This is a genomic window from Streptococcus sp. HMSC064H09 (assembly GCF_001812625.1).
GTDB lineage: Bacteria > Bacillota > Bacilli > Lactobacillales > Streptococcaceae > Streptococcus.
Genome location: NZ_KV809550.1, coordinates 44,002 through 63,724 on the forward strand (window position 1 = coordinate 44,002; position 19,723 = coordinate 63,724).

A 19,723-nucleotide genomic window follows, 5' to 3' on the forward strand; every position below is an offset into this window, starting at 1 on the left:
AAGCCAGTTCAACTGAACTTGGCTTTTTAAAATACGCGATAAACATAGGGATTGTCAGGTTGACCGACCTCTTTAACCTCAGTCAAATTGAGGATAGGGAGGCTCTGTTTAAGATTTTGATAATAATCCACAGTGATGGTACCAGTGACTTTTACCCAGGTATTATCCTTGAAGGTTTGGTCACTTCCTGTTGTCGCCAGTCCGTAAACACCTGAATCGGCGATACAGTGGATAATACCGAAACGGAAGATGAACTGATAACCCTTGGTCTGTGGATCATTGTAAACAAAGCCAGTATAGGTGACCTTCTTGCCCACAAAATCGTTAGGATAGAGGTAGATGAGCTCCATAACTTCCATGTAATTTTCCGTGGTAATCTGGATGGTCTCACGTCCCTTGTACTTGGCTAGCTCCTTGGTCATCTCCTTCTCATAAGCAGAGGAGGTGAAGTAGGAGCTGGTGTCTGGCTTCAAGTACTGGATAGTCGTTCCCTCTTGGTCGGCCTGATTAGGATCACTCCCTGCCGCCAGTGGAAAATGATACCCCTTAGCTGACACGGTATTGGCATCTAAGGTAACTGTTGGCACCAAGAGTCCCGTAAGGACTGGAAAGGCCAAGAGAACGATGCTGGCTACCTTGGCTACTCGACCTGACAAATGCGAGTGAACCTTCATCTGCTTCATCCAAACAATGAGTTGAACCACAGCGAGGATAAAGGAAAGCACCATGGAAATGTAGGCCAAGTAGGAGTAGTGGATATTAATGTACTGGTTGAGCTTGCCAGAAACTTGCAAGTACATGACCAGCTCAAAATACCCAGATAAGATGAGAAAACGTAACATTAAATCACCCCCAATACCAGACAGTAAATGATTGTCACCAGACTTGCGGTTCCTACGAAGAGACCAACAAAGCGTGTCTTAAACTGGTGTTTCATCATGATTAGGTTCTTGATATCAACCATAGGACCGATGATGAGAAAGGCCACTGTTGGTGCCACTCCAAAACTAGAGAGTAAGGAAGCCCCGATAAAGGCATCCGCCTCCGAACACAGTGAGAGGATAAAGGCCAAAAGCATCATGATGAGGATGGCTGTCACCGAATTATGACCGATGGTCGTAAGAATACGGGTCGGTAGGTAGGTCTGCATCCCTGCGGCCACCAGGCTCCCGAAAATCAGGTAACGCCCAGTGTCGAAAAATTCATCTACCGCATGAATCAAGGCTTGAAAAACTTTCTTACCAGCTGACAAACCACTATAGTCGTGCACATGACTGGCCTTACGATTGTCCTTAAGAATCTGGTCATCCACCACAAAGCCAAGCAAGATTCCCAAAATCATGGCAATCAAGAAAGCTCCGACGAAACGTAAAAGCACGTAGTACCAAGAGTTCCCAAAGGCCGTATAGGTCGCAAAAAGAACGACTGGATTAATGATAGGAGCAGTCGCCATGAAAGGAATAGCCGTGTAGCTAGGCACTTTTTTCTCTAAAAAGCGCGTGATAATGGGAACAATCCCACACTCACAAGAAGGGAAAATAAAACCAATTAGAGTTCCAAAGAGAATAGCCAGGATCTTGTTTTTCGGCAGGAAGTTTTGGACCTTTTCAGGAGTCACGAAGACTTCGATAAAGCCAGACAAGATGCTTCCCAGTAAAACGAAGGGCAGGGCTTCAATAATAATAGATAGAAAAACTGCCAGAAGCTGCAAAACGCTATCTGGTAGTTGATGAAAAATAGCCATAACTATTATTTCTTCTTATCTTCTTGAAGACGTTTGTCCTTCTTAGGATCAGTTCCCGCCTTCTCAAAATCAGGGATAGCCGCAAAAGATGCCATCATACTTTCAAGTTCATTTGTTTTTTTCTGAATAACCGCCATAAAAAGCCTCCGAGTTAAAATAAGATACTAAGGGCGTCATTTCTAAGAGAAAATTAGGGCATCGGCCGAAGAAGCTCTGCTTCTAGGAAGATGCATCTATTTTCCGAAAGAAATAGCCCGAGTTCAGTTGCAAAAAGATACTAAGGGCGTCATTTCTAAGAGAAGATTAGGGCATCGACCGAAGAAGCTCTGCTTCTAGGAAGATGCATCTATTTTCCGAAAGAAATAGCCCCTAACAATAGGTCTACCTTTCTATTATACTACCTCTTGCTTAAAAATTCTCGCTTCAGCTACAAGGTTTTCTACCCAAGCAAATCTCCTATCGTGGTATAATAGAACTTATGGAAAATCGTAATCTAGACACATTGGCTCAGGAATTGGGCTTAAAAAAACAACAAGTTGAAACAGTTTTGGAATTGACCGCAGAAGGCAATACCATTCCTTTCATTGCCCGTTACCGTAAGGAAAAAACAGGCAATCTGGATGAAACGCAAATCAAGGCCATCATTGATATGGACAAGTCCTTGACGGCTCTTCAAGACCGTAAGGAAACAGTTCTGGCCAAGATTGAGGCTCAGGGTAAATTGACTGACCAACTCAAGTCAGCCATTGAAGCGGCTGAAAAGTTGGCGGATGTGGAAGAACTCTACCTCCCCTATAAGGAAAAACGCCGCACCAAGGCGACGGTTGCTCGTGAAGCAGGTCTTTTCCCATTGGCTCGTCTTATCTTGCAAAATAGTCCCAACCTCAAGGCTGAAGCTGAAAAGCTGATATCTGAAGCCTTTCCAACAGCTGATAAGGCTCTTGCGGGTGCTGTGGATATTTTGGTTGAGGCCTTTTCTGAGGACAATAGCTTGCGCTCTTGGACCTACAACGAAATCTGGAACAACAGTGACATCACTTCAACCCTCAAGGATCAATCGCTGGATGAAAAAGAAACTTTCAAGATTTACTATGATTTTGAGGATAAGGTGTCTAAACTTCAAGGTTACCGTACGTTAGCCCTTAACCGTGGGGAGAAACTAGGCGTTATCAAGGTAAGCTTTAAGCACAATCTTGAGAAAATGCACCGTTTCTACAGTGCTCGTTTCAAACAAAAAAATGACTATATCGAGGAAGTTATCAATCAATCTCTCAAGAAGAAAATCATTCCAGCTATGGAGCGTCGTATCCGAAGCGAATTGACTGAAGCAGCAGAAGATGGTGCTATTCAACTTTTCTCTCAAAATCTTCGAAGCCTCCTTCTAGTATCGCCACTTAAAGGCAAGATGGTACTTGGTTTTGACCCAGCCTTTCGTACAGGGGCTAAGTTGGCCGTGGTTGACCAAACTGGTAAGCTCATTACAACGCAAGTTATCTATCCAGTAGCTCCAGCAAGTCAGGCTAAAATCGCACAGGCTAAAAAAGACTTGGCTGACCTCATCAAAAAGTATGCCATTGAGATTATTGCGATCGGTAATGGAACAGCAAGCCGTGAAAGTGAAGCTTTTGTAGCAGAAGTCCTCAAGGATTTCCCAGAAACTTCTTATGTCATTGTCAATGAAAGTGGTGCCTCTGTCTACTCTGCATCAGAGTTGGCCCGCCATGAGTTTCCAGATTTGACGGTTGAAAAACGCTCTGCCATTTCTATTGCTCGTCGTCTCCAAGACCCATTGGCCGAGTTGGTTAAGATTGACCCTAAATCAATCGGAGTAGGCCAATACCAGCACGATGTTAGTCAGAAGAAACTGTCTGAAAATCTTGATTTCGTCGTTGATACCGTGGTTAACCAAGTCGGTGTCAATGTCAATACGGCAAGTAGTACCCTCTTGTCACACGTGTCAGGACTCAACAAGACCATCTCTGAAAATATCGTTGCCTACCGTGAGGAAAATGGTGAGATTGCATCACGTGCTGAAATCAAAAAGGTCCCACGTCTCGGTGCCAAGGCTTTCGAACAAGCAGCTGGTTTCCTCCGTATCCCAAATGCCAAGAATATCTTGGATAATACAGGGGTCCACCCAGAGTCTTACCCAGCGGTAAAAGACCTCTTCAAGCAGTTGGATATCACAGATTTGGACGACTCTGCCAAAGAGAAATTGAAGGCTCTTAATCTTAAAGAAACAGCAGAAGAGCTAGTGCTTGGACAGGAAACCCTTAAAGATATCATCGCTGACCTTTTGAAACCAGGTCGTGACCTCCGTGATGATTTTGAAGCACCAGTACTTCGTCAGGATGTTCTTGAACTCAAAGACTTGTCAGTCGGACAAAAACTTGAAGGGACAGTCCGAAATGTTGTGGACTTTGGTGCCTTTGTGGATATCGGTGTCCATGAGGATGGACTTATCCATATCTCTGAGATGAGTAAGAGCTTCGTTAACCACCCAAGTCAGGTCGTTTCTGTTGGGGATTTGGTTACCGTGTGGGTATCAAAAGTTGATTTGGAGCATGAAAAACTCAACCTCTCCTTGGTGAATCCACGTGAATCTAACTGATTATGTTAAGACTGTTTCTATAGAAGATTTTGGCTGGGAATTTAAGCATCAAGCCTTGTGGAACAAGCGTCTCCGGACCACTGGAGGGCGGTTCTTTCCCAAGGATGGACACTTAGATTTCAATCCAAAACTCTATGAGGAACATGGTCTTGAGACCTTTCGAAAAATCGTCCGCCACGAGCTTTGTCATTATCACCTTTATTTTCAAGGTAAGGGCTACAAGCATGTTGATAGAGATTTTAAGGACTTACTAGCCAAGGTTGAAGGCCTTAGATACGCTCCAAAGATGCAAGGTCAAAAGGAGAAGTACTACCTCTATCAGTGCCAATCTTGTGGTCATATCTACCGTCGCAAACGCCGTGTCAATACACAGAAGTTTGGATGCGGTCTGTGTCGAGGCAAGCTCATTTTTCTAAATCAGTCCTAGGGCTGATTTTTTTAATTTAAAAAAATCATATAATTAAATCAAAGAAATGATGGGAGAAGAAGACCATGTCAAATCGTTTTTATAAAACACGAAAAAATAGACTCGTCGCCGGTGTTGTTGCAGGTTTGGCAGATAAGTTTGGTTGGGACCTAGCTTTGGCTCGTATCTTGGCTGTTATTCTAATGGTTTCAACGCAGTTTGGAATCTTTCTATACTTGGTTTTAGCCTTTCTCCTTCCTTACAAAGAAGATATTTATCCCGAAATCAAACTCAAGGATGGACGTAAACGTAAAAACGCTGAACCTGTCGAAGACGAGTGGAATTGGTGAGTAAATTATAATAGAAAAGATCTATGATTGGCCTTAGTGCTAGTCATAGGTCTTTTTTGCTTTGAGAACCGCATTGAAAACCTTTTTATGATACAATGAAACTAGTAAATAATCGGAGGAAATAACATGATAGTAACTGTTAAAATGCTGGTTGATAGGCTTAAACTCAAGGTTGTCTATGGAAATAAGGAGCTTTTGGCAAAAGCGATAACAACAGCTGATATCTCTCGTCCTGGTTTAGAAATGACGGGGTATTTTGACTATTATTCACCTGAACGACTTCAGTTGGTTGGGATGAAGGAGTGGTCCTACCTTAAAACCATGACTGATTACAACCGTTATTCTGTTTTTGCGAATATGTTTAAAGCGGAAACTCCAGCTGTTATCGTGGCGCGTGGTCTTGAGATTCCGGAAGAGATGCTTCGAGCTGCTAAGGAAAATGGTGTAGCAGTTCTTCAAGGACGAAACGGCACATCGTCGCTTTCAGGTGACATGTCTTGGTATCTTAACTCGCAATTAGCTGAACGAACTAGTGTCCATGGTGTTTTGGTAGATATCTACGGGATGGGAGTTCTTATTCAAGGAGACTCTGGCATCGGTAAGAGTGAGACAGGGCTTGAGTTGGTGAAACGTGGTCACCGTCTTGTCGCTGACGACCGTGTGGATGTTTATGCTAAGGATGAGGAGACTCTCTGGGGTGAGCCCGCGGAAATCCTCCGCCATCTTCTTGAAATTCGTGGGGTTGGGATCATTGACGTTATGAGCCTTTACGGAGCTAGTGCTGTCCGTAATTCCTCTCAAGTTCAGTTGGCTATTTATCTTGATAATTTTGAAAATGGCAAGATCTTTGACCGTCTTGGAAATGGCAATGAAGAAATTGAATTGCAGGGCGTTAAGATTCCACGTATCCGCATTCCTGTTAAGACAGGACGTAACGTTTCAGTCGTTATCGAAGCTGCAGCAATGAACTATCGTGCTAAGCAAATGGGATTTGATGCAACCAAAACCTTTGAGGACCGTTTGACCAACCTCATTAGTAAGAATGGTGAAGACTGATGTTAGCTACCATTGATCCAATTGCCCTAAGACTTGGTCCAATCAGTATTCATTGGTATGCCATCTGTATTGTATCTGGTCTTTTACTAGCCGTTTATCTGGCTCAGCGTTGGGCTCCCGAAAAGGGAATTGACCCTGAAAACATCCTAGATTTTATTCTTCTTGCCTTTCCTATAGCCATTGTTGGTGCAAGGCTCTACTATGTGATCTTCCAGTGGTCTTACTACAGTCAGAATCTTTCAGAAATTGTTGCGATTTGGAATGGCGGAATTGCCATTTATGGTGGCTTGATTGCAGGTGCAGCTGTCCTCTATTGGTTTTCGAAACGTCATGCCATTGCTGTCTTGGATTTTCTTGATATTGCATCACCTGGCGTTATGATTGCTCAGAGTATCGGTCGCTGGGGAAATTTTGTTAACCAAGAGGCTTACGGAAGAGCAGTTAGTCATCTGAATTATGTCCCAGAATTTATTCGCCAGCAGATGTTCATTGATGGGAGTTATCGTGTACCGACCTTTCTTTATGAAAGTCTTTGGAACTTAGTCGGATTTATCACTATCCTAGGACTAAGACGCTTTTATAAGAAACTACGTCAAGGAGATGTGACCTCATTTTACCTTATCTGGTATGGTCTTGGACGTTTTGTCATTGAAGGTATGCGTACCGATAGTCTCATGTTTGCTGGCTTGCGTGTTTCTCAATGGGTCAGCATCGCCATTATCATCTTGGGTGCTATCTTACTATATTTGCGAAAGCAACGTCCAGAGGCAGATTATAAAATGAAAAACTAGTCATACCGCTCAGACTTTGTTATAATATAATGAAAATTATCATAACAAAGGTTACTGGAAACTGAAGAATCTATTTCAGTTTTCTTGTAGTAACCTTTTAAAAAGGTCAAAGGAGTCCTAAACTATGGCAGAAATTGCATTTCTTATTATCGCAATCGCACTTGCTGCGTTCCTCATTGCATTAATCCCTACCCTACTTCGTACCCGTCATGTGGTTAAAGAAGTTGAAGAAACAGTTGCTGTGCTTCGTACAGATATCAATGTAACCCTTCATCAAACAAATGAAATCTTGGCTAAGGCAAACGTCTTGGTTGAAGATGTTAATGAAAAAGTTCAAACCATCGATCCTCTCTTTGTAGCAGTAGCTGAGCTTTCAGAAAGTGTCTCTGACTTGAATACTGAAGCCCGTTACCTCGGTGCTAAAGCAAGTGCAGCAGGAGCAAGTGTCGGTAAGGCAGGTTCAGCCTTTGCTATCGGTAAGGTTGCCTCAAAACTTTTTGGTAAAAAAGACAAGAAAAAATAAGGAGATCTTTTCATGAGTAAATTTTTAAATACCCTAATCATTGGTGCAGCTTCTGGAGCTGCAGCAGCATACTTCTTTACAACTGAAAAAGGTAAAGCTGTTAAAGCACGTATTGATGAAGAAATCGCTTCATTCAAAGAAGATCCTAAAGCTTATCAAAATCAAGTGGTGGAAAAAGCTAACGACTACAAAGATTTGGCAGTCGATACTTTCCAAGACTATAAAACAAAATTTGAAAATGGCGACATCACTGCGGATGATTTGACAAAAGCTGTCCAAGAAAAAACAGCTCAAGTTGCTGACTTTGCAAAAGAGAGCTTTGAACTTATCAAAGAGAAAACTGCTCAAGTAACTCCTGAGCAAGCAGATGTTGAAGCAGAAACAAAAGCTATCGTTGATGATATCGTCATTGATATCAAAGATATCTCTGAAGAAGCAGCAGAAGCAAAATAAAAAGAAAGCCCATGAGGCTTTTTTTAGTACGAAAAAAACGTTGACCAAACAGTCAACGTTTTTGTGCTTTATAATACTCGATTAGGACATAAATGCCTATCTGACCAATGACGCTGATGGTAATTGCCCAGAAGAAGGCCCAGAAGGTAGCCACCTGTGCTACCAAGAAAAGGAAGGCAACTAGGACTGTTGAAACACAGAAGCTTGAGATACGTCCAAAGAAAATCATATCTTGTAGCTTAATACTATTACTATTTAAAGTTTGATAATCTTGGTAATTCGTCGTTTGAAGACGCTCAGTCTCGAAATCTTCGATGTGATCAAATTGACGGTGTAAGTTGTCAGCCATGTCTGCCTCCTTTCTATATAAAATATCTAAATCACTTTTTCGTGTAGGTTAAAATACTTAGTCAGTATTTCACTATTTAGAATCTCATTAATAATACCATAAAAAATTTATATTGCAAAGTTTTTTTTGATTTTTGTGAAAATTATAGTATTTAAAAACTAATTTAAAATATTGAGATACATAGTTTTGAACCTAAAAATTCTAAAAAAATCAAATCATTTGTGCTATAATGTGAGTTATGGAAAAAATTGTAATTACAGCGACTGCTGAGAGCTACGAGCAAGCACGTGAGCTCCTAGAACTTGGCGTAGATCGTATTTATATCGGCGAAAAAGCCTTTGGCCTTCGTTTGCCTAAGCCTTTTTCATTCGCAGAAATGCGAAAGATTGCAGAGCTGGTACATGAGTCAGGCAAGGAATTGACTGTTGCCGTTAATGCCCTCATGCACCAAGGTATGATGGATGCTCTTCCAGACTATCTTGATTTTCTTGAAGAAATCAAGGCAGATTATATCACGGTTGGTGATGCAGGAGTTTTCTACATCTGTAACCGTGACAAACGTCCCTTCAAAATGATTTATGATGCTTCAACTATGGTAACCTCTAGCCGTCAGATTAATTTCTGGGGCAAACAGGCAGGAGCATCTGAAGCGGTTTTGGCTCGTGAGATTCCATCTGCGGAACTATTCATCATGGCTGAAAATCTTCAGATTCCAGCTGAGGTTTTGGTTTATGGTGCAAGTATCATTCACCACTCAAAACGTCCACTTCTTCAAAACTATTACAACTTTATCAAAACGGATGAAGCTGTTACCAAAGAACGTGACCTCTTCCTTTCTGAGCCAGGAGATCCAGATTCTCACTACTCAGTTTATGAAGATATGCACGGGACACATATCTTTGCCAACAATGACTTGGATATGATGACTAAACTTTCAGAACTCGTTGAACATGGTTTTGACCACTGGAAGTTGGACGGCGTTTATTGCCCAGGTGAAAACTTTGTAAAAATCACTGAGTATTTTGTGAAGGCTCGTGACCTCATCGAGGCTGGCGAATTTTCACAAGACCAAGCCTTCCTCTTTGATGAGGCTATTCATAAATTACACCCAGCCAACCGTGGTTTGGACACAGGTTTCTACGACTATGAACCTGACCGTGTAAAATAAAAATACTTCCTCCTTCGTTTGAGAGTTTTCCATTTTCAGGGAACGAAGGAGTTGTTCAAAACTTAAAATCGACAATCTTGCAAATTGGAGAAATTATGACTACAACTAAAAAACGCCCAGAGGTACTTGTACCTGCTGGAACTTTGGAAAAATTGAAAGTCGCTGTAAATTACGGCGCAGATGCTGTTTTCGTTGGTGGACAAGCCTATGGTTTGCGTAGCCGTGCCGGAAACTTTACCATGGATGAGCTTCGAGAAGGTATCGAATATGCTCACGCTCGTGGTGTTGATGTGCACGTTGCTTCAAACATGGTTACCCATGAAGGAAATGAAAAAGGTGCTGGTGAGTGGTTCCGTGAATTGCGTGACATGGGACTCGATGCTGTTATCGTATCTGACCCAGCCTTGATTGAAATCTGTTCAACCTACGCACCAGGACTTAACATCCACTTGTCTACACAAGCATCTGCGACAAACGTTGAAACCTTCCATTTTTGGAAAGAGTATGGTTTGACCCGTGTCGTTTTGGCACGTGAGGTTACCATGGAAGAGTTGGCTGAAATCCGTAAGCGTACGGATCTTGAAATTGAGGCCTTTGTCCATGGCGCTATGTGTATCTCATACTCAGGTCGCTGTACCCTTTCTAACCACATGTCAGACCGTGATGCCAACCGTGGTGGTTGTTCACAGTCTTGTCGTTGGAAATATGACCTTTACGACATGCCATTCGGCCAAGAACGTAAGAGTATCAAAGGTGAAGTTCCTGAAGAATACTCTATGTCAGCCGTTGACATGTGTATGATTGAAAATATCCCTGACCTTATCGATAATGGCGTTGATAGCCTTAAAATCGAAGGTCGTATGAAATCTGTCCACTATGTCTCAACAGTTGCCAACTGTTACAAGGCTGCTTGTGACGCTTACATGGAAAGTGCAGAAGCCTTTTATGCCATCAAAGATGATTTGATTAACGAACTCTGGAAAGTTGCCCAGCGTGAATTGGCAACAGGTTTCTACTACAAGACACCAACAGAAAACGAACAACTCTTTGGAGCTCGTCGTAAGATTCCACAATACAAATTCGTTGGTGAAGTCGTAGACTTTGATCCAGCAACTATGACAGCTACTATCCGTCAACGTAACGTTATCCTCGAAGGTGACCACGTTGAATTCTACGGACCAGGCTTCCGTCATTTCGAGTGTGATATCAAAGACCTTCACGATGCCAATGGTAACAAGATTGACCGTGCACCAAACCCAATGGAACTTCTTACAATTACCGTGCCACAAGAAGTTAAACCTGGTGACATGATTCGTTCAACTAAAGAAGGTTTGATTAACCTCTACCAAAAAGACGGTTCAAGCAAAACTGTTCGTGCCTAATGACAAGTCAAATCAATGGGCTCCTGGTAGATGATCAGAGTAGGTGTCAACACTACCATTCTCCACTAGATATAGTTGCCCTAAAATGCTTCGAGTGCCAGAAGTATTATGCCTGTTATCAGTGTCATGATTGCTTAGAGAAACATAGCTTTCGAGCTTATCCTTGTCAATTGAAGCAGGACAAGATCCTTATCTGTGGCGTTTGTAGGCATGAGATGACAATTGAGGAGTATCAAGATGTAGAAGCTTGTCCCAATTGTCACAGTGCCTTCAACCCAGCTTGTTCAAAGCACTATGATATTTATTTTGAAAAATAAAAAGATTGAAGATTCTGTTCACATGAACAAAGTCTTCAATCTTTTTTAGTTAAAGTAACTATGATTTTTAAGAGCTTTTAAGACTGGCTTAGTCACCAAAGCGACGATGAGACCTTTTAAGAGGTCAGGAATAATAAAGGGTGTCAAGCCAACAGCTACAGCTGCAGACCATCCCATTTTTCCGAGAAAGTGCAGGCTGAGGATACCACCAACAAAGACAAGTGCATCTCCCAAAACAAAAGCCACAAAGATTTTCCAGATAGGAGTCTCAGCATGAGTTAGTTTTGAAGTGACAAAGGCGAAAAATGGATAGGCCAACAAATAGCCAGCTGAAGGTCCAAAGAAGGATTGGAGCCCACCGCCTCCACCTGCAAAAACTGGTAGACCAATGGCGCCTAGAATCAGGTAGAGGGTAGCAGCAAGTGTCGCCTCTCTTGGCTTAAGGATAGCAGCAACAAGTCCGACAGCAAAAGTTTGCAGAGTAATGGGAACTGCACCGATAGGAATAACAATTTGAGCTAGGGCAGCAATGATGGCAGCACCAAAAGCTGGAAGAATAAGTGACAGTGTACGATTTTGTGTCATTTTTAGTTAACCTTTCGTAAATAAATAGTTAACTTATTATAGCAAGTGGTTTCAAAAAAGTCAACCTAATAATAAAACGAGGTTAACTGATAAACTTAACCTCGTTGTGATATGATTTTTAGACGTTTGATTTCATCAAGTTCAATCATGCTGATGATCTTATCCTGCTCGATAAAGATGGCTTGTCGCTCCCTGTCATAACGGTTGATGTAGCCCTTATAGGTCTTCTGATTGGATGTCAGCATGACCATTTGATTATGATCAATAGCATGATAGATATCGTTAATAAGTTGATTCTGCATTAGGTGGACAGGTTTGCTGTGACCTATTTCCACAAACTGATGAAGCTGATGCTTTACGGCTTCTAAAAAGTTTATCATGGTCATTTCCCTCGTTTCTTGATAAAATAATTATAGCATGAAAGGTGAATTTTTGTGGATAACTTCATTCTAAAACAGACAATTTTCACAGAAAAAAACGAATAAAGCTAGTGGAGGTAAGCAAATGGCAGAATTTTCATTTGAAATTGAAGAAAAACTCTTGGTCTTGTCTGAGAATGACAAGGGTTGGACTAAGGAACTCAATCGTGTGAGTTTCAATGGCGCACCAGCTAAGTATGACATCCGTACATGGAGTCCAGACCATACCAAGATGGGCAAGGGGATTACCCTCAGCAACGAAGAATTCCAAGTTCTCGTTGACGCCTTCAAAAACTAAAACAAGGTCAGCATGGCGCTGGCCTTATTTTTTTGTTTAAAACGTATCAAAGATAAGTTTGAGATTGAGAATGGTTAGGACAATAGCGATGGCATAACCAAGGAAGGTATTCCACTTGGCATTGACGTGTTTTCCCATGAGTGATTTCTTAGAAGTATAGTAAATCAAAGGGAAGATAGAAAATGGCAAGGCAAGTGAAAGGAAAACCTGTGAATAAACCAGCAGTTGATCCAGAGTCTTTTCTTGATCACCGTAGAGAATAGCTACAACGATAACAGGTAGCAAGGCGAAGAGACGTGTGAATAAACGAATTACCCACTGCGGTAACCTCATGTGGAGAAAGCCTTCCATGACAATTTGGCCAGTCAGAGTACCAGTAATGGTAGAGTTTTGACCACTAGCCAAGAGCGCCAAGGCAAAGAGTGTTGAAAGTGTCGAACTAGCTACCGCACCAGCAATCTTAGAGTCCTGAAGAGCATTGTACATCTGTGAGAAAGCTGAAATATCAGAAGCATGACCAAAGAAGAGAGCTGCTCCCAAAATCAAGAGGAGGGAGTTAACCACAAAGGCCAAAGTCAACTGGATGTTAGAATCCCAGGTCATGAAACGGACAGCCTTAGTCACGTCTTTGCCATCAGAATAGTCAACCTTACGAGTCTGTGACAAGGATGAGTGCAAGTAGAGGTTATGTGGCATAACGGTCGCACCCACAATCCCAAGCGCCAAGGTCAACTGGTTGGTATGTCCAGCAGCATGTGGCTCGAAGAGCGCTGGCGTAGGGAGATAACCCTCTAGGATTCCCGTAATACTAGGTTCAGACAAGGCTACCAGATAGACAAAGATAACCAAGATAGTCAAAATCAAGGTTGAAACAATAGCCTCGATTTTTTTGAATCCCAGCTTCATGATGAGCAGTAGCAGGAAGACATCAAGGACTGTCACCAGAATGGCAACCATAATTGGAATACCAAAGAGCAGGTTAAGAGCAATGGCAGAACCAAGCACCTCAGCCAAATCCGTTGCCATTAAGGCAAGCTCCAGAATCACCCAAAGTGTGTATCGCAACCATTTGGGCGAGTGATAGGCAGTCGCTTGAGCTAAGTCCATTTGGGTCACAATCCCTAATTTCCCAGCCATTTGTTGCAACTGCATAGCGATTAAAGATGAAATTAAGATGACAAAAAGCAGACTATACTTGTAGGTCGCCCCACCGACGACACTGGTAATCCAGTTCCCTGGATCCATGTAACCCACGGCCACAAGAGCCCCAGGTCCCAAGAAAGCCTTAAGATTTTGCCAAAAACGATTATTATTTGGTGTATCTATGGATTGGTTTACCTCAGAAAGGGAAACCTTCTTTGAATATGTCATAAACACCTCTTTCTAAGTCATATCTGCCTAAAAGTGTATTATTTCTAGACAGACCGACATCTTTATTATAGCACCATGAGGAAGATGTGCAAGGTTTTGACTTATCTTACATTGGTGTCATAGAGGACTTTTCAGAATTGCCTTTTTATACTAAACTATATGAGTAGATTATTTCATAAATGAGGGAGAAAAATAATTGAAAACATTTCAACTAACAGCTAAGAAAAAGATTACCCTGGCACTCCTAGTTGTCATTGCGCTTGCTTTGGTTATCTTTATCGTTAACGTGCAGATGAATCAGCCTGATAACCTACCTGCCAATTACATGGAGCGCCTTAAAAATCCTGGAATGACGGGCGATTACATTGGCCTCTGGAAGTCTCGCTGGCATGAAGAAAACAAAGCCTGGCTTTATCCTACGAAACAATACGCTATCTATGCAGTAGTAGCCCTTGCTTGTTTGTCAGCTTGGGTCGCAGCTTCAAAAGCAAAATTTTGGAAATAAGAAAATGCTTCTCTCGATTGAGGGAAGCGTTTTTAAATATTATCTGATGTGAGTCTTATATTGACTAAACATCTCGTCAATATCATCTTCAACCAAGTGATAGATTTTCCAGTCAAATTCAGTTCTAGCAACATCATCAACCAAGACTGTATAACAGAAATCCATGTAATCTTCATAAAAATCAGAGATGAAGGGAAGGAGTGTGTTACTGATATCAGTTGAATAGAGTTTTTCATCAAGATGTTTAAAGAGATAGTCTGTACCCGTAATCGTTTCATTCTTGAGTTTTTGTTCATCCTCAAGGTTAAATCCATCACTTTGGGGATTCAGAAAATCATGTTTTGCTAGCCAGGCGACGAAGATACTGAGATGAAAAGCAGCTCTTTTACTAATCTCTAGCATGTCTGATTGGCTTAGTTTTTCTGAAGGGATATTATTTTCTTCACAATAAAATACAAGTGCGTGATCGAAAAAATAATCTGCACGGTCTATGGGAAAGTCTAATTGGCTTTCTTCTATCTTTGTCTCAGGCTGTTCACCCACAATTGATTTTTTCTTAAATAGGGACTTCAGTTTTTTGAACACGTTTATACCTCATATAAAAATATCCCATTATTTGACTAATGGGATATCACTTTTTATTTCATCGTTGGGAACAACAAGACATCACGGATGGTTGTTGTGTCAGTGAGAAGCATGCAGAGACGGTCGATACCGATTCCGAGTCCACCTGTTGGTGGCATACCGTATTCGAGAGCTTCAACGTAGTCGTAGTCGATGCCTGTTGCTTCGTCGTCACCGAGTTCTTTAGCAGCAGCTTGTGCTTCGAAACGTGACAATTGATCGATTGGGTCGTTCAATTCGGTGAAGGCATTTCCGTACTCTTTTGTCATGATGAAGAGCTCGAAACGGTCAGTGAAGCGTGGATCTTCTGGGTTTTTCTTAGCCAATGGAGACACAGCAACTGGGTGACCGTAAACGAAAGTTGGTTGAATCAATGTTTCTTCAACGAATTCTTCGAAGAAGGCGTTGATAATGTGACCAACTTCAGTGTAGTGTTTTTCAAATGGAACATTCTTTTCAGTAGCGATAGCTTTGGCTTCATCCAAAGTCATGTCTTGCCAGAAGTCGACGCCAGTGATTTCCTTGATTGCGTCAACCATGTGGATGCGTTTGAATGGTTCGTTGATTTTGATTTCAGTTCCTTGGTAGTTGATAGGTCCATCACCTTTAACCGCTTTAGCAGCGTGTTGGATGATACCTTCAGTCAAGTTCATAATATCGTGGAAATCAGCGTAAGCTTGGTAAACTTCGATAGATGTGAACTCAGGGTTGTGAGTGGCATCCATACCTTCGTTACGGAAGATACGTCCGATTTCGTAAACACGTTCCATACCACCAACAATGAGACGTTTGAGGTGGAGCTCAGTCGCGATACGAAGTACCATGTCGATGTTTTGTGCATTGTGGTGAGTGATGAAAGGTTTAGCAGCAGCACCACCAGCTTCATTGTGAAGAACAGGTGTTTCGACTTCAAGGAAACCTTGAGCATCGAGGTAGCGACGGATTTCAGAAATGATTTTTGAACGTGTGACAAAGCGGTCAAAGCTTTCACGGTTAGAAATCAAATCGAGGTAACGTTTACGGTAGATGGTTTCAACGTCTGAAAGTCCGTGGAATTTCTCAGGCAATGGGCGAAGGGCTTTAGACAAGTGCGTGATATGAGTAGCCTTGATAGAAAGTTCTCCCATATCTGTACGCATAACTTCACCTTCGACACCGAGGAAGTCACCAAGGTCAGCTTTCTTGAAGATGTCGTAGTTCTCTTCACCGACAGCATCTTTACGCACGTAGATTTGGATTTGACCATCGCGGTCTTGGATGTGGGCGAAGCCAACTTTACCTTTACCACGTTTAGTCATCAAACGACCTGCGATTGTAGCAGTTTCGTTGATTTCGTGCAATTCTTCTTTTGTTTTGTCAGCGTATTTTTCTTTTAATTGACCAGATGTAGCTGTGCGTTCGAATCGCTTACCAAAAGGATCGATTCCTTGTTCAGCCAAGGCCGCCATTTTTTCACGACGGACAATCTGTTGATCGTTCAATTCTTCCATGTGTTGATTTGACATGTTAGTCCTCCATAAAATAGTCGTAATTATTGTATCATAAATCACCTTCTAAAGATAGGACAAATGATTAAATGTCAGATAAATAAAGCTAGGATTTGTCTATTTTTAGGACAAATCGTTAACTAGCATTAATCTTTGATTAGAAAGTTATAGAATTTATTGACAAATATAATAAAAAGGGTGTACAATAGCAAAGTAAGTTTCGTATGATATAAGGAGGAAATACGATGAAAAAGAAAAATTATGTTAGTAAAGCCGTGATGCTTGGCGCTTTACTAGCACCTATTGGGATGCCTACGGTATCTGTGTTAGCAGATAGCTTTTATCAAAATCAAACGAGTGCCCACGCTGCTGATATTACAAACTGGATTGCCAGCACACCTGAACAAATTACAAATAATTTGACAACTCAGAACATCAATCCACAGCAGTTAGATGGTCAACAGTACGTGATTCAATGGGGAGATACCTTGTGGGGAATCTCTCAAGCGACTGGAATTTCTATTGAAAAATTAGCCTACGATAACAATATTCAGAATATTGATCTTATCTTTGCAGGTGATGTCCTCATCTTGAAACGTGATGGTGATGTCCCAGCAGGTTACCATGTGACTGGTAATGGTTACCGTTGTGCACATTCTAAGATTGTTATCAACAACTACTACGGTGATAACAACCGAGTGATTATCAATAACAGCACTTTTGTCTCTGATGACCATTCTAAGAATACAGTGATTTACGCTCCAGATAATTCTGACAATAGCGTTTCATTCTCAAATAACACGACTAACAATAATAACGATAAAGACAAAGATACTAAAGATTCTAAAGATGGCAAGGACTCATCTTCGTCATCATCAGAATCTAAAGATGCTTCATCAAGCTCAACAAGTGGATCTTCATCATCATCTTCTGCATCAAGCTCAACAGCAAGCAGTAGTGAAAGCAAAGCAAGTACAGAAAGTTCTAAAGAAAAAGAATTGACTGATGATGCTTTCCAAGACAAGGTCCAAAGTGAATTCGAACAAGTTTACCAACAAAAACGCTCAGGTAGTCCTGCATGGACTTTCTTCTCACATGAAGGTGATAAGACTGGTGCAAATGCTACAGCTAAGAAGGACACTGAAAGCACAGCTCTTTACCGTCAAGGTGAAACTGCTAAAGATGAAGATATTGCTAATGCTCCTAAAGATGGTGCCAAAACTGAAGCTAATGCCAAAGCTCTCGCTGAAAAGATTTACGACACCCTTAACAATGGTGGTAAAATGTCAGAGCTTATCAAGGCAAAATATGCCCAAATTAAGGTAAGTTATAAGGGTGATAAGTGGGCTTTCAACGTTGATGTTTACAAAGAAAAAGAAAGTTCATCATCAAGCACTGAAAAATCATCTGAATCTAAGGCTTCATCAAGTGATGATTCTCAAACAGAAACACGTATGAGTTCAAGCTCATCAAGCATTGAACGCTCTTCATCAAGTTCTTCAAGCCACACTGAAACAGACTCAGAGGCAACTTTCTCTGACCTAACTGGTGACGAATAGAGAGGGGCAGCACATGTCAAAGAGAAATATCATTATTAGTGTCGTTCTCGCCTGTCTCTTGGTTACGGGAGCTGGATTTGGTGCTTTCTATTACTGGGGAACACACCATTTGGATAGTGTCGTACCTGGTAAGGTTTACCAATACTCAAGTACTCTAAACGGTGAGGTCAATAATCGTGTCATGTATGTAGCCTTCCAAGAAGGTGGGAACAAGGCGCTTGTGAGTCAAGATCGTACGACAGTGGTTAATGCTGCTAAGAGTCAGACTGATTTTGACAAGGCCTATGATGACCAAACAGCTAAGTGGGAATACAGTGTGACAAAAACAACATTGACACTCGGTAAAAAAGAGGACGATCAATTGTCACAATGGCAGTACAACAAGGTCTTTGCTTATGGCGACCACTTCACATCAAAAGATTTCTATTACCAGATTGCCAAAGGTGGTCAGGGTGAAGTCAAACAAAAAATGACCTTTAAAGAAATTAAATAAGCGTCTAAATATGACAAGATGCATTAGGTTTGGGACAAATTGTTCCAAACCTTTTTCTATCTTCAAAACACGAATAATCTTTCCTTAAGTTGGGGTCGAAAATTGAAAAGAAAGGGTAAAAACGGTATAATAAGACTGTTTGGGCAATTGCATCTTAGTTAAAAAACAGACGAGTAAGATTGCCCTAGACAGTTGACTAAAAGCTTACTTTTGCAAGACTGAAGATTAAATGAGGAGCTGACTTATGTAGTAGTTTAGTTGTTAGTTTCCTAATTTATTTAAGTCTCTGACAAGAGAATGATATAAGAAAGAACGGACAGATGATTACTTCTATTGTTTTTGACGTTGACGATACTATTTATGACCAACAGGCACCTTATCGTATTGCCATGGAAAAATGTTTCCCTGACTTTGATATGAGCCACATGAATCAAGCCTACATTCGTTTCCGCCACTATTCTGATGTTGGTTTTCCACGTGTAATGGCCGGTGAGTGGACAACTGAGTATTTCCGTTTTTGGCGCTGTAAAGAGACCCTTTTGGAGTTTGGCTACCGTGAAATTGATGAAGAAACGGGTAACCATTTCCAAGAGGTTTACGAGCATGAGTTGGAGAATATCACCATGCTTGATGAGATGCGCATGACCCTTGATTTCCTCAAGGAAAAAAATGTTCCTATGGGTATTATTACCAATGGACCAACAGAGCACCAACTTAAGAAGGTCAAGAAGTTGGGACTTTATGATTATGTGGACCCTAAGCGTGTCATCGTCAGTCAGGCGACAGGTTTCCAAAAGCCTGAGAAGGAAATCTTCAACCTCGCAGCTGAGCAATTTGATATGAATCCATCGACGACGCTCTACGTTGGAGATTCTTATGACAATGATGTCATGGGTGCCTTCAATGGTGGCTGGCATTCTATGTGGTTTAACCACCGTGGACGTAGCCTCAAACCAGGTACTAAGCCAGTCTTCGACTTGGAAATCGACAATTTTGAGCAACTCTTTGGAGCGGTAAAAGTCCTTTTCGATCTTCCAAATAACAAATATATCTTTGATATCAATGATAATGAAAATCCAGTCCTTCAACTAGGTATCAATAATGGTCTTATGATGGCGGCTGAACGTCTTCTTGAGAGCAATATGAGTATTGATAAAGTGGTTATCCTTCTTCGTTTGAATGCGAACCAGGAAAAAATCCTTCGTATGAAATATGGAAGATAATAGAGCGGC

Annotated in this window: 24 protein-coding genes; 15 read left to right on the plus strand and 9 right to left on the minus strand. The window is 41.5% G+C overall.

Translation table 11 applies throughout. The annotated features are described in order from the left end of the window. Positions 1-26: 26 nt before the first annotated feature. From HMPREF2867_RS00250 to HMPREF2867_RS11480, 3 genes are read right to left on the minus strand one after another with little or no spacing between them, the layout of a single operon-like run. Positions 27-842: a TIGR03943 family putative permease subunit gene (locus HMPREF2867_RS00250; protein ID WP_070574905.1), complete on the minus strand. Its 816-nt coding sequence runs from the start codon at positions 840-842 to the stop codon at positions 27-29. After that, the gene (locus HMPREF2867_RS00255) at positions 842-1,744 is read right to left on the minus strand and encodes a permease (RefSeq protein ID WP_070574908.1); all 903 of its coding nucleotides are present in this window, start codon (positions 1,742-1,744) and stop codon (positions 842-844) included. The genes HMPREF2867_RS00250 and HMPREF2867_RS00255 overlap by 1 nt, the downstream gene beginning before the upstream one ends. A 5-nt stretch (positions 1,745-1,749) precedes the next feature. Further along, complete coding sequence (locus HMPREF2867_RS11480; RefSeq protein WP_002885949.1) at positions 1,750-1,881, minus strand: SPJ_0845 family protein; 132 nt, start codon at positions 1,879-1,881, stop codon at positions 1,750-1,752. Between the two features lie 341 nt (positions 1,882-2,222). On the opposite strand from HMPREF2867_RS11480, the gene HMPREF2867_RS00260 reads away from it, so the two are divergent. From HMPREF2867_RS00260 to HMPREF2867_RS00290, 7 genes are all read left to right on the plus strand, one after another. Continuing rightward, positions 2,223-4,355, plus strand: a complete 2,133-nt coding sequence (locus HMPREF2867_RS00260; RefSeq protein ID WP_070574911.1) for a Tex family protein — start codon at positions 2,223-2,225, stop codon at positions 4,353-4,355. Beyond that, entirely contained in the window at positions 4,342-4,782 is a 441-nt protein-coding gene (locus HMPREF2867_RS00265; RefSeq protein WP_002890560.1) for a SprT family protein, read from the plus strand. Before HMPREF2867_RS00260 ends, HMPREF2867_RS00265 begins: the two co-directional genes overlap by 14 nt. 65 nt (positions 4,783-4,847) lie before the next feature. Next, entirely contained in the window at positions 4,848-5,111 is a 264-nt protein-coding gene (locus HMPREF2867_RS00270) for a PspC domain-containing protein (protein ID WP_002890561.1), read from the plus strand. Between the two features lie 126 nt (positions 5,112-5,237). Next, positions 5,238-6,167: an HPr(Ser) kinase/phosphatase gene (gene hprK / locus HMPREF2867_RS00275; RefSeq protein ID WP_048790721.1), complete on the plus strand. Its 930-nt coding sequence runs from the start codon at positions 5,238-5,240 to the stop codon at positions 6,165-6,167. Beyond that, positions 6,167-6,958, plus strand: a complete 792-nt coding sequence (lgt, locus tag HMPREF2867_RS00280) for a prolipoprotein diacylglyceryl transferase (protein WP_048790722.1) — start codon at positions 6,167-6,169, stop codon at positions 6,956-6,958. Before hprK ends, lgt begins: the two co-directional genes overlap by 1 nt. A gap of 124 nt (positions 6,959-7,082) precedes the next feature. Continuing rightward, on the plus strand, positions 7,083-7,481 hold the full coding sequence (locus HMPREF2867_RS00285; RefSeq protein ID WP_002885965.1) for a DUF948 domain-containing protein: 399 nt from the start codon (positions 7,083-7,085) through the stop codon (positions 7,479-7,481). 12 nt (positions 7,482-7,493) lie between these two features. Continuing rightward, complete coding sequence (locus HMPREF2867_RS00290) at positions 7,494-7,934, plus strand: YtxH domain-containing protein (protein ID WP_037603908.1); 441 nt, start codon at positions 7,494-7,496, stop codon at positions 7,932-7,934. A 52-nt stretch (positions 7,935-7,986) separates the two neighbouring features. Here HMPREF2867_RS00290 and HMPREF2867_RS00295 read toward each other — a convergent pair whose 3' ends face one another. After that, positions 7,987-8,283, minus strand: coding sequence for a DUF3270 domain-containing protein (locus HMPREF2867_RS00295; protein WP_037603906.1), 297 nt, complete (start codon positions 8,281-8,283; stop codon positions 7,987-7,989). 238 nt (positions 8,284-8,521) lie between these two features. Here HMPREF2867_RS00295 and HMPREF2867_RS00300 point away from each other — a divergent pair, with 238 nt between their 5' ends. The 3 genes from HMPREF2867_RS00300 to HMPREF2867_RS10815 all read left to right on the plus strand — a co-directional run bounded on the left by HMPREF2867_RS00300 (position 8,522) and on the right by HMPREF2867_RS10815 (position 11,150). Further along, positions 8,522-9,451: a peptidase U32 family protein gene (locus HMPREF2867_RS00300; protein WP_037603903.1), complete on the plus strand. Its 930-nt coding sequence runs from the start codon at positions 8,522-8,524 to the stop codon at positions 9,449-9,451. A 95-nt stretch (positions 9,452-9,546) separates the two neighbouring features. Beyond that, a complete protein-coding gene (locus HMPREF2867_RS00305) occupies positions 9,547-10,833 on the plus strand; it encodes a peptidase U32 family protein (RefSeq protein ID WP_002885971.1) in 1,287 nt (428 codons plus the stop codon). Next, positions 10,833-11,150, plus strand: a complete 318-nt coding sequence (locus HMPREF2867_RS10815) for a CHY zinc finger protein (protein WP_083306734.1) — start codon at positions 10,833-10,835, stop codon at positions 11,148-11,150. The genes HMPREF2867_RS00305 and HMPREF2867_RS10815 overlap by 1 nt, the downstream gene beginning before the upstream one ends. Positions 11,151-11,195: 45 nt before the next feature. Here HMPREF2867_RS10815 and HMPREF2867_RS00310 read toward each other — a convergent pair whose 3' ends face one another. Both HMPREF2867_RS00310 and HMPREF2867_RS00315 read right to left on the minus strand, forming a co-directional pair. Next, complete coding sequence (locus HMPREF2867_RS00310; protein WP_014634210.1) at positions 11,196-11,735, minus strand: biotin transporter BioY; 540 nt, start codon at positions 11,733-11,735, stop codon at positions 11,196-11,198. A 95-nt stretch (positions 11,736-11,830) separates the two neighbouring features. Beyond that, positions 11,831-12,115 carry a hypothetical protein gene (locus tag HMPREF2867_RS00315; protein ID WP_037603900.1) on the minus strand — a complete coding sequence of 95 codons (285 nt, stop codon included), beginning with the start codon at positions 12,113-12,115 and terminating at the stop codon, positions 11,831-11,833. Positions 12,116-12,239: 124 nt separating this feature from the next. Here HMPREF2867_RS00315 and HMPREF2867_RS00320 point away from each other — a divergent pair, with 124 nt between their 5' ends. Then, complete coding sequence (locus HMPREF2867_RS00320) at positions 12,240-12,452, plus strand: YdbC family protein (RefSeq protein WP_002886106.1); 213 nt, start codon at positions 12,240-12,242, stop codon at positions 12,450-12,452. Positions 12,453-12,488: 36 nt separating this feature from the next. Here HMPREF2867_RS00320 and HMPREF2867_RS00325 read toward each other — a convergent pair whose 3' ends face one another. Then, on the minus strand, positions 12,489-13,823 hold the full coding sequence (locus HMPREF2867_RS00325; protein ID WP_049545282.1) for an Nramp family divalent metal transporter: 1,335 nt from the start codon (positions 13,821-13,823) through the stop codon (positions 12,489-12,491). 196 nt (positions 13,824-14,019) lie between these two features. On the opposite strand from HMPREF2867_RS00325, the gene HMPREF2867_RS00330 reads away from it, so the two are divergent. Continuing rightward, positions 14,020-14,328 (plus strand): hypothetical protein, encoded by a 309-nt coding sequence (locus tag HMPREF2867_RS00330; protein ID WP_049545283.1) that lies wholly within the window; start codon positions 14,020-14,022, stop codon positions 14,326-14,328. 39 nt (positions 14,329-14,367) lie between these two features. On the opposite strand, the gene HMPREF2867_RS00335 is transcribed toward HMPREF2867_RS00330, so the two are convergent. Next, the gene (locus tag HMPREF2867_RS00335; protein WP_045771833.1) at positions 14,368-14,913 is read right to left on the minus strand and encodes a DUF7832 domain-containing protein; all 546 of its coding nucleotides are present in this window, start codon (positions 14,911-14,913) and stop codon (positions 14,368-14,370) included. Positions 14,914-14,966: 53 nt separating this feature from the next. After that, positions 14,967-16,457, minus strand: a complete 1,491-nt coding sequence (gene lysS / locus HMPREF2867_RS00340; protein WP_070574914.1) for a lysine--tRNA ligase — start codon at positions 16,455-16,457, stop codon at positions 14,967-14,969. A gap of 227 nt (positions 16,458-16,684) precedes the next feature. Here lysS and HMPREF2867_RS00345 point away from each other — a divergent pair, with 227 nt between their 5' ends. From HMPREF2867_RS00345 to HMPREF2867_RS00355, 3 genes are all read left to right on the plus strand, one after another. Beyond that, the gene (locus tag HMPREF2867_RS00345) at positions 16,685-17,998 is read left to right on the plus strand and encodes a LysM peptidoglycan-binding domain-containing protein (RefSeq protein ID WP_070574916.1); all 1,314 of its coding nucleotides are present in this window, start codon (positions 16,685-16,687) and stop codon (positions 17,996-17,998) included. A 13-nt stretch (positions 17,999-18,011) separates the two neighbouring features. Next, a complete protein-coding gene (locus HMPREF2867_RS00350) occupies positions 18,012-18,491 on the plus strand; it encodes a hypothetical protein (RefSeq protein ID WP_070574919.1) in 480 nt (159 codons plus the stop codon). A 320-nt stretch (positions 18,492-18,811) separates the two neighbouring features. Then, complete coding sequence (locus HMPREF2867_RS00355; RefSeq protein WP_037600396.1) at positions 18,812-19,714, plus strand: HAD family hydrolase; 903 nt, start codon at positions 18,812-18,814, stop codon at positions 19,712-19,714. Positions 19,715-19,723 lie beyond the last annotated feature (9 nt).

What these genes read in the sequence shown, in the direction of transcription:
- lgt (WP_048790722.1), top strand. Translation starts at nt 6,167, where the DNA reads ATGTTAGCTACCATTGATCCAATTGCCCTAAGACTTGGTCCAATCAGT.
- HMPREF2867_RS00305 (WP_002885971.1), top strand. Translation starts at nt 9,547, where the DNA reads ATGACTACAACTAAAAAACGCCCAGAGGTACTTGTACCTGCTGGAACT.
- HMPREF2867_RS00255 (WP_070574908.1), bottom strand. Translation starts at nt 1,744, where the DNA reads ATGGCTATTTTTCATCAACTACCAGATAGCGTTTTGCAGCTTCTGGCA.
- lysS (WP_070574914.1), bottom strand. Translation starts at nt 16,457, where the DNA reads ATGTCAAATCAACACATGGAAGAATTGAACGATCAACAGATTGTCCGT.
- HMPREF2867_RS11480 (WP_002885949.1), bottom strand. Translation starts at nt 1,881, where the DNA reads ATGGCGGTTATTCAGAAAAAAACAAATGAACTTGAAAGTATGATGGCA.
- HMPREF2867_RS10815 (WP_083306734.1), top strand. Translation starts at nt 10,833, where the DNA reads ATGACAAGTCAAATCAATGGGCTCCTGGTAGATGATCAGAGTAGGTGT.
- HMPREF2867_RS00345 (WP_070574916.1), top strand. Translation starts at nt 16,685, where the DNA reads ATGAAAAAGAAAAATTATGTTAGTAAAGCCGTGATGCTTGGCGCTTTA.
- HMPREF2867_RS00310 (WP_014634210.1), bottom strand. Translation starts at nt 11,735, where the DNA reads ATGACACAAAATCGTACACTGTCACTTATTCTTCCAGCTTTTGGTGCT.
- HMPREF2867_RS00285 (WP_002885965.1), top strand. Translation starts at nt 7,083, where the DNA reads ATGGCAGAAATTGCATTTCTTATTATCGCAATCGCACTTGCTGCGTTC.
- hprK (WP_048790721.1), top strand. Translation starts at nt 5,238, where the DNA reads ATGATAGTAACTGTTAAAATGCTGGTTGATAGGCTTAAACTCAAGGTT.
- HMPREF2867_RS00350 (WP_070574919.1), top strand. Translation starts at nt 18,012, where the DNA reads ATGTCAAAGAGAAATATCATTATTAGTGTCGTTCTCGCCTGTCTCTTG.
- HMPREF2867_RS00270 (WP_002890561.1), top strand. Translation starts at nt 4,848, where the DNA reads ATGTCAAATCGTTTTTATAAAACACGAAAAAATAGACTCGTCGCCGGT.
- HMPREF2867_RS00325 (WP_049545282.1), bottom strand. Translation starts at nt 13,823, where the DNA reads ATGACATATTCAAAGAAGGTTTCCCTTTCTGAGGTAAACCAATCCATA.
- HMPREF2867_RS00290 (WP_037603908.1), top strand. Translation starts at nt 7,494, where the DNA reads ATGAGTAAATTTTTAAATACCCTAATCATTGGTGCAGCTTCTGGAGCT.
- HMPREF2867_RS00355 (WP_037600396.1), top strand. Translation starts at nt 18,812, where the DNA reads ATGATTACTTCTATTGTTTTTGACGTTGACGATACTATTTATGACCAA.
- HMPREF2867_RS00315 (WP_037603900.1), bottom strand. Translation starts at nt 12,115, where the DNA reads ATGATAAACTTTTTAGAAGCCGTAAAGCATCAGCTTCATCAGTTTGTG.
- HMPREF2867_RS00300 (WP_037603903.1), top strand. Translation starts at nt 8,522, where the DNA reads ATGGAAAAAATTGTAATTACAGCGACTGCTGAGAGCTACGAGCAAGCA.
- HMPREF2867_RS00320 (WP_002886106.1), top strand. Translation starts at nt 12,240, where the DNA reads ATGGCAGAATTTTCATTTGAAATTGAAGAAAAACTCTTGGTCTTGTCT.
- HMPREF2867_RS00260 (WP_070574911.1), top strand. Translation starts at nt 2,223, where the DNA reads ATGGAAAATCGTAATCTAGACACATTGGCTCAGGAATTGGGCTTAAAA.
- HMPREF2867_RS00250 (WP_070574905.1), bottom strand. Translation starts at nt 842, where the DNA reads ATGTTACGTTTTCTCATCTTATCTGGGTATTTTGAGCTGGTCATGTAC.
- HMPREF2867_RS00295 (WP_037603906.1), bottom strand. Translation starts at nt 8,283, where the DNA reads ATGGCTGACAACTTACACCGTCAATTTGATCACATCGAAGATTTCGAG.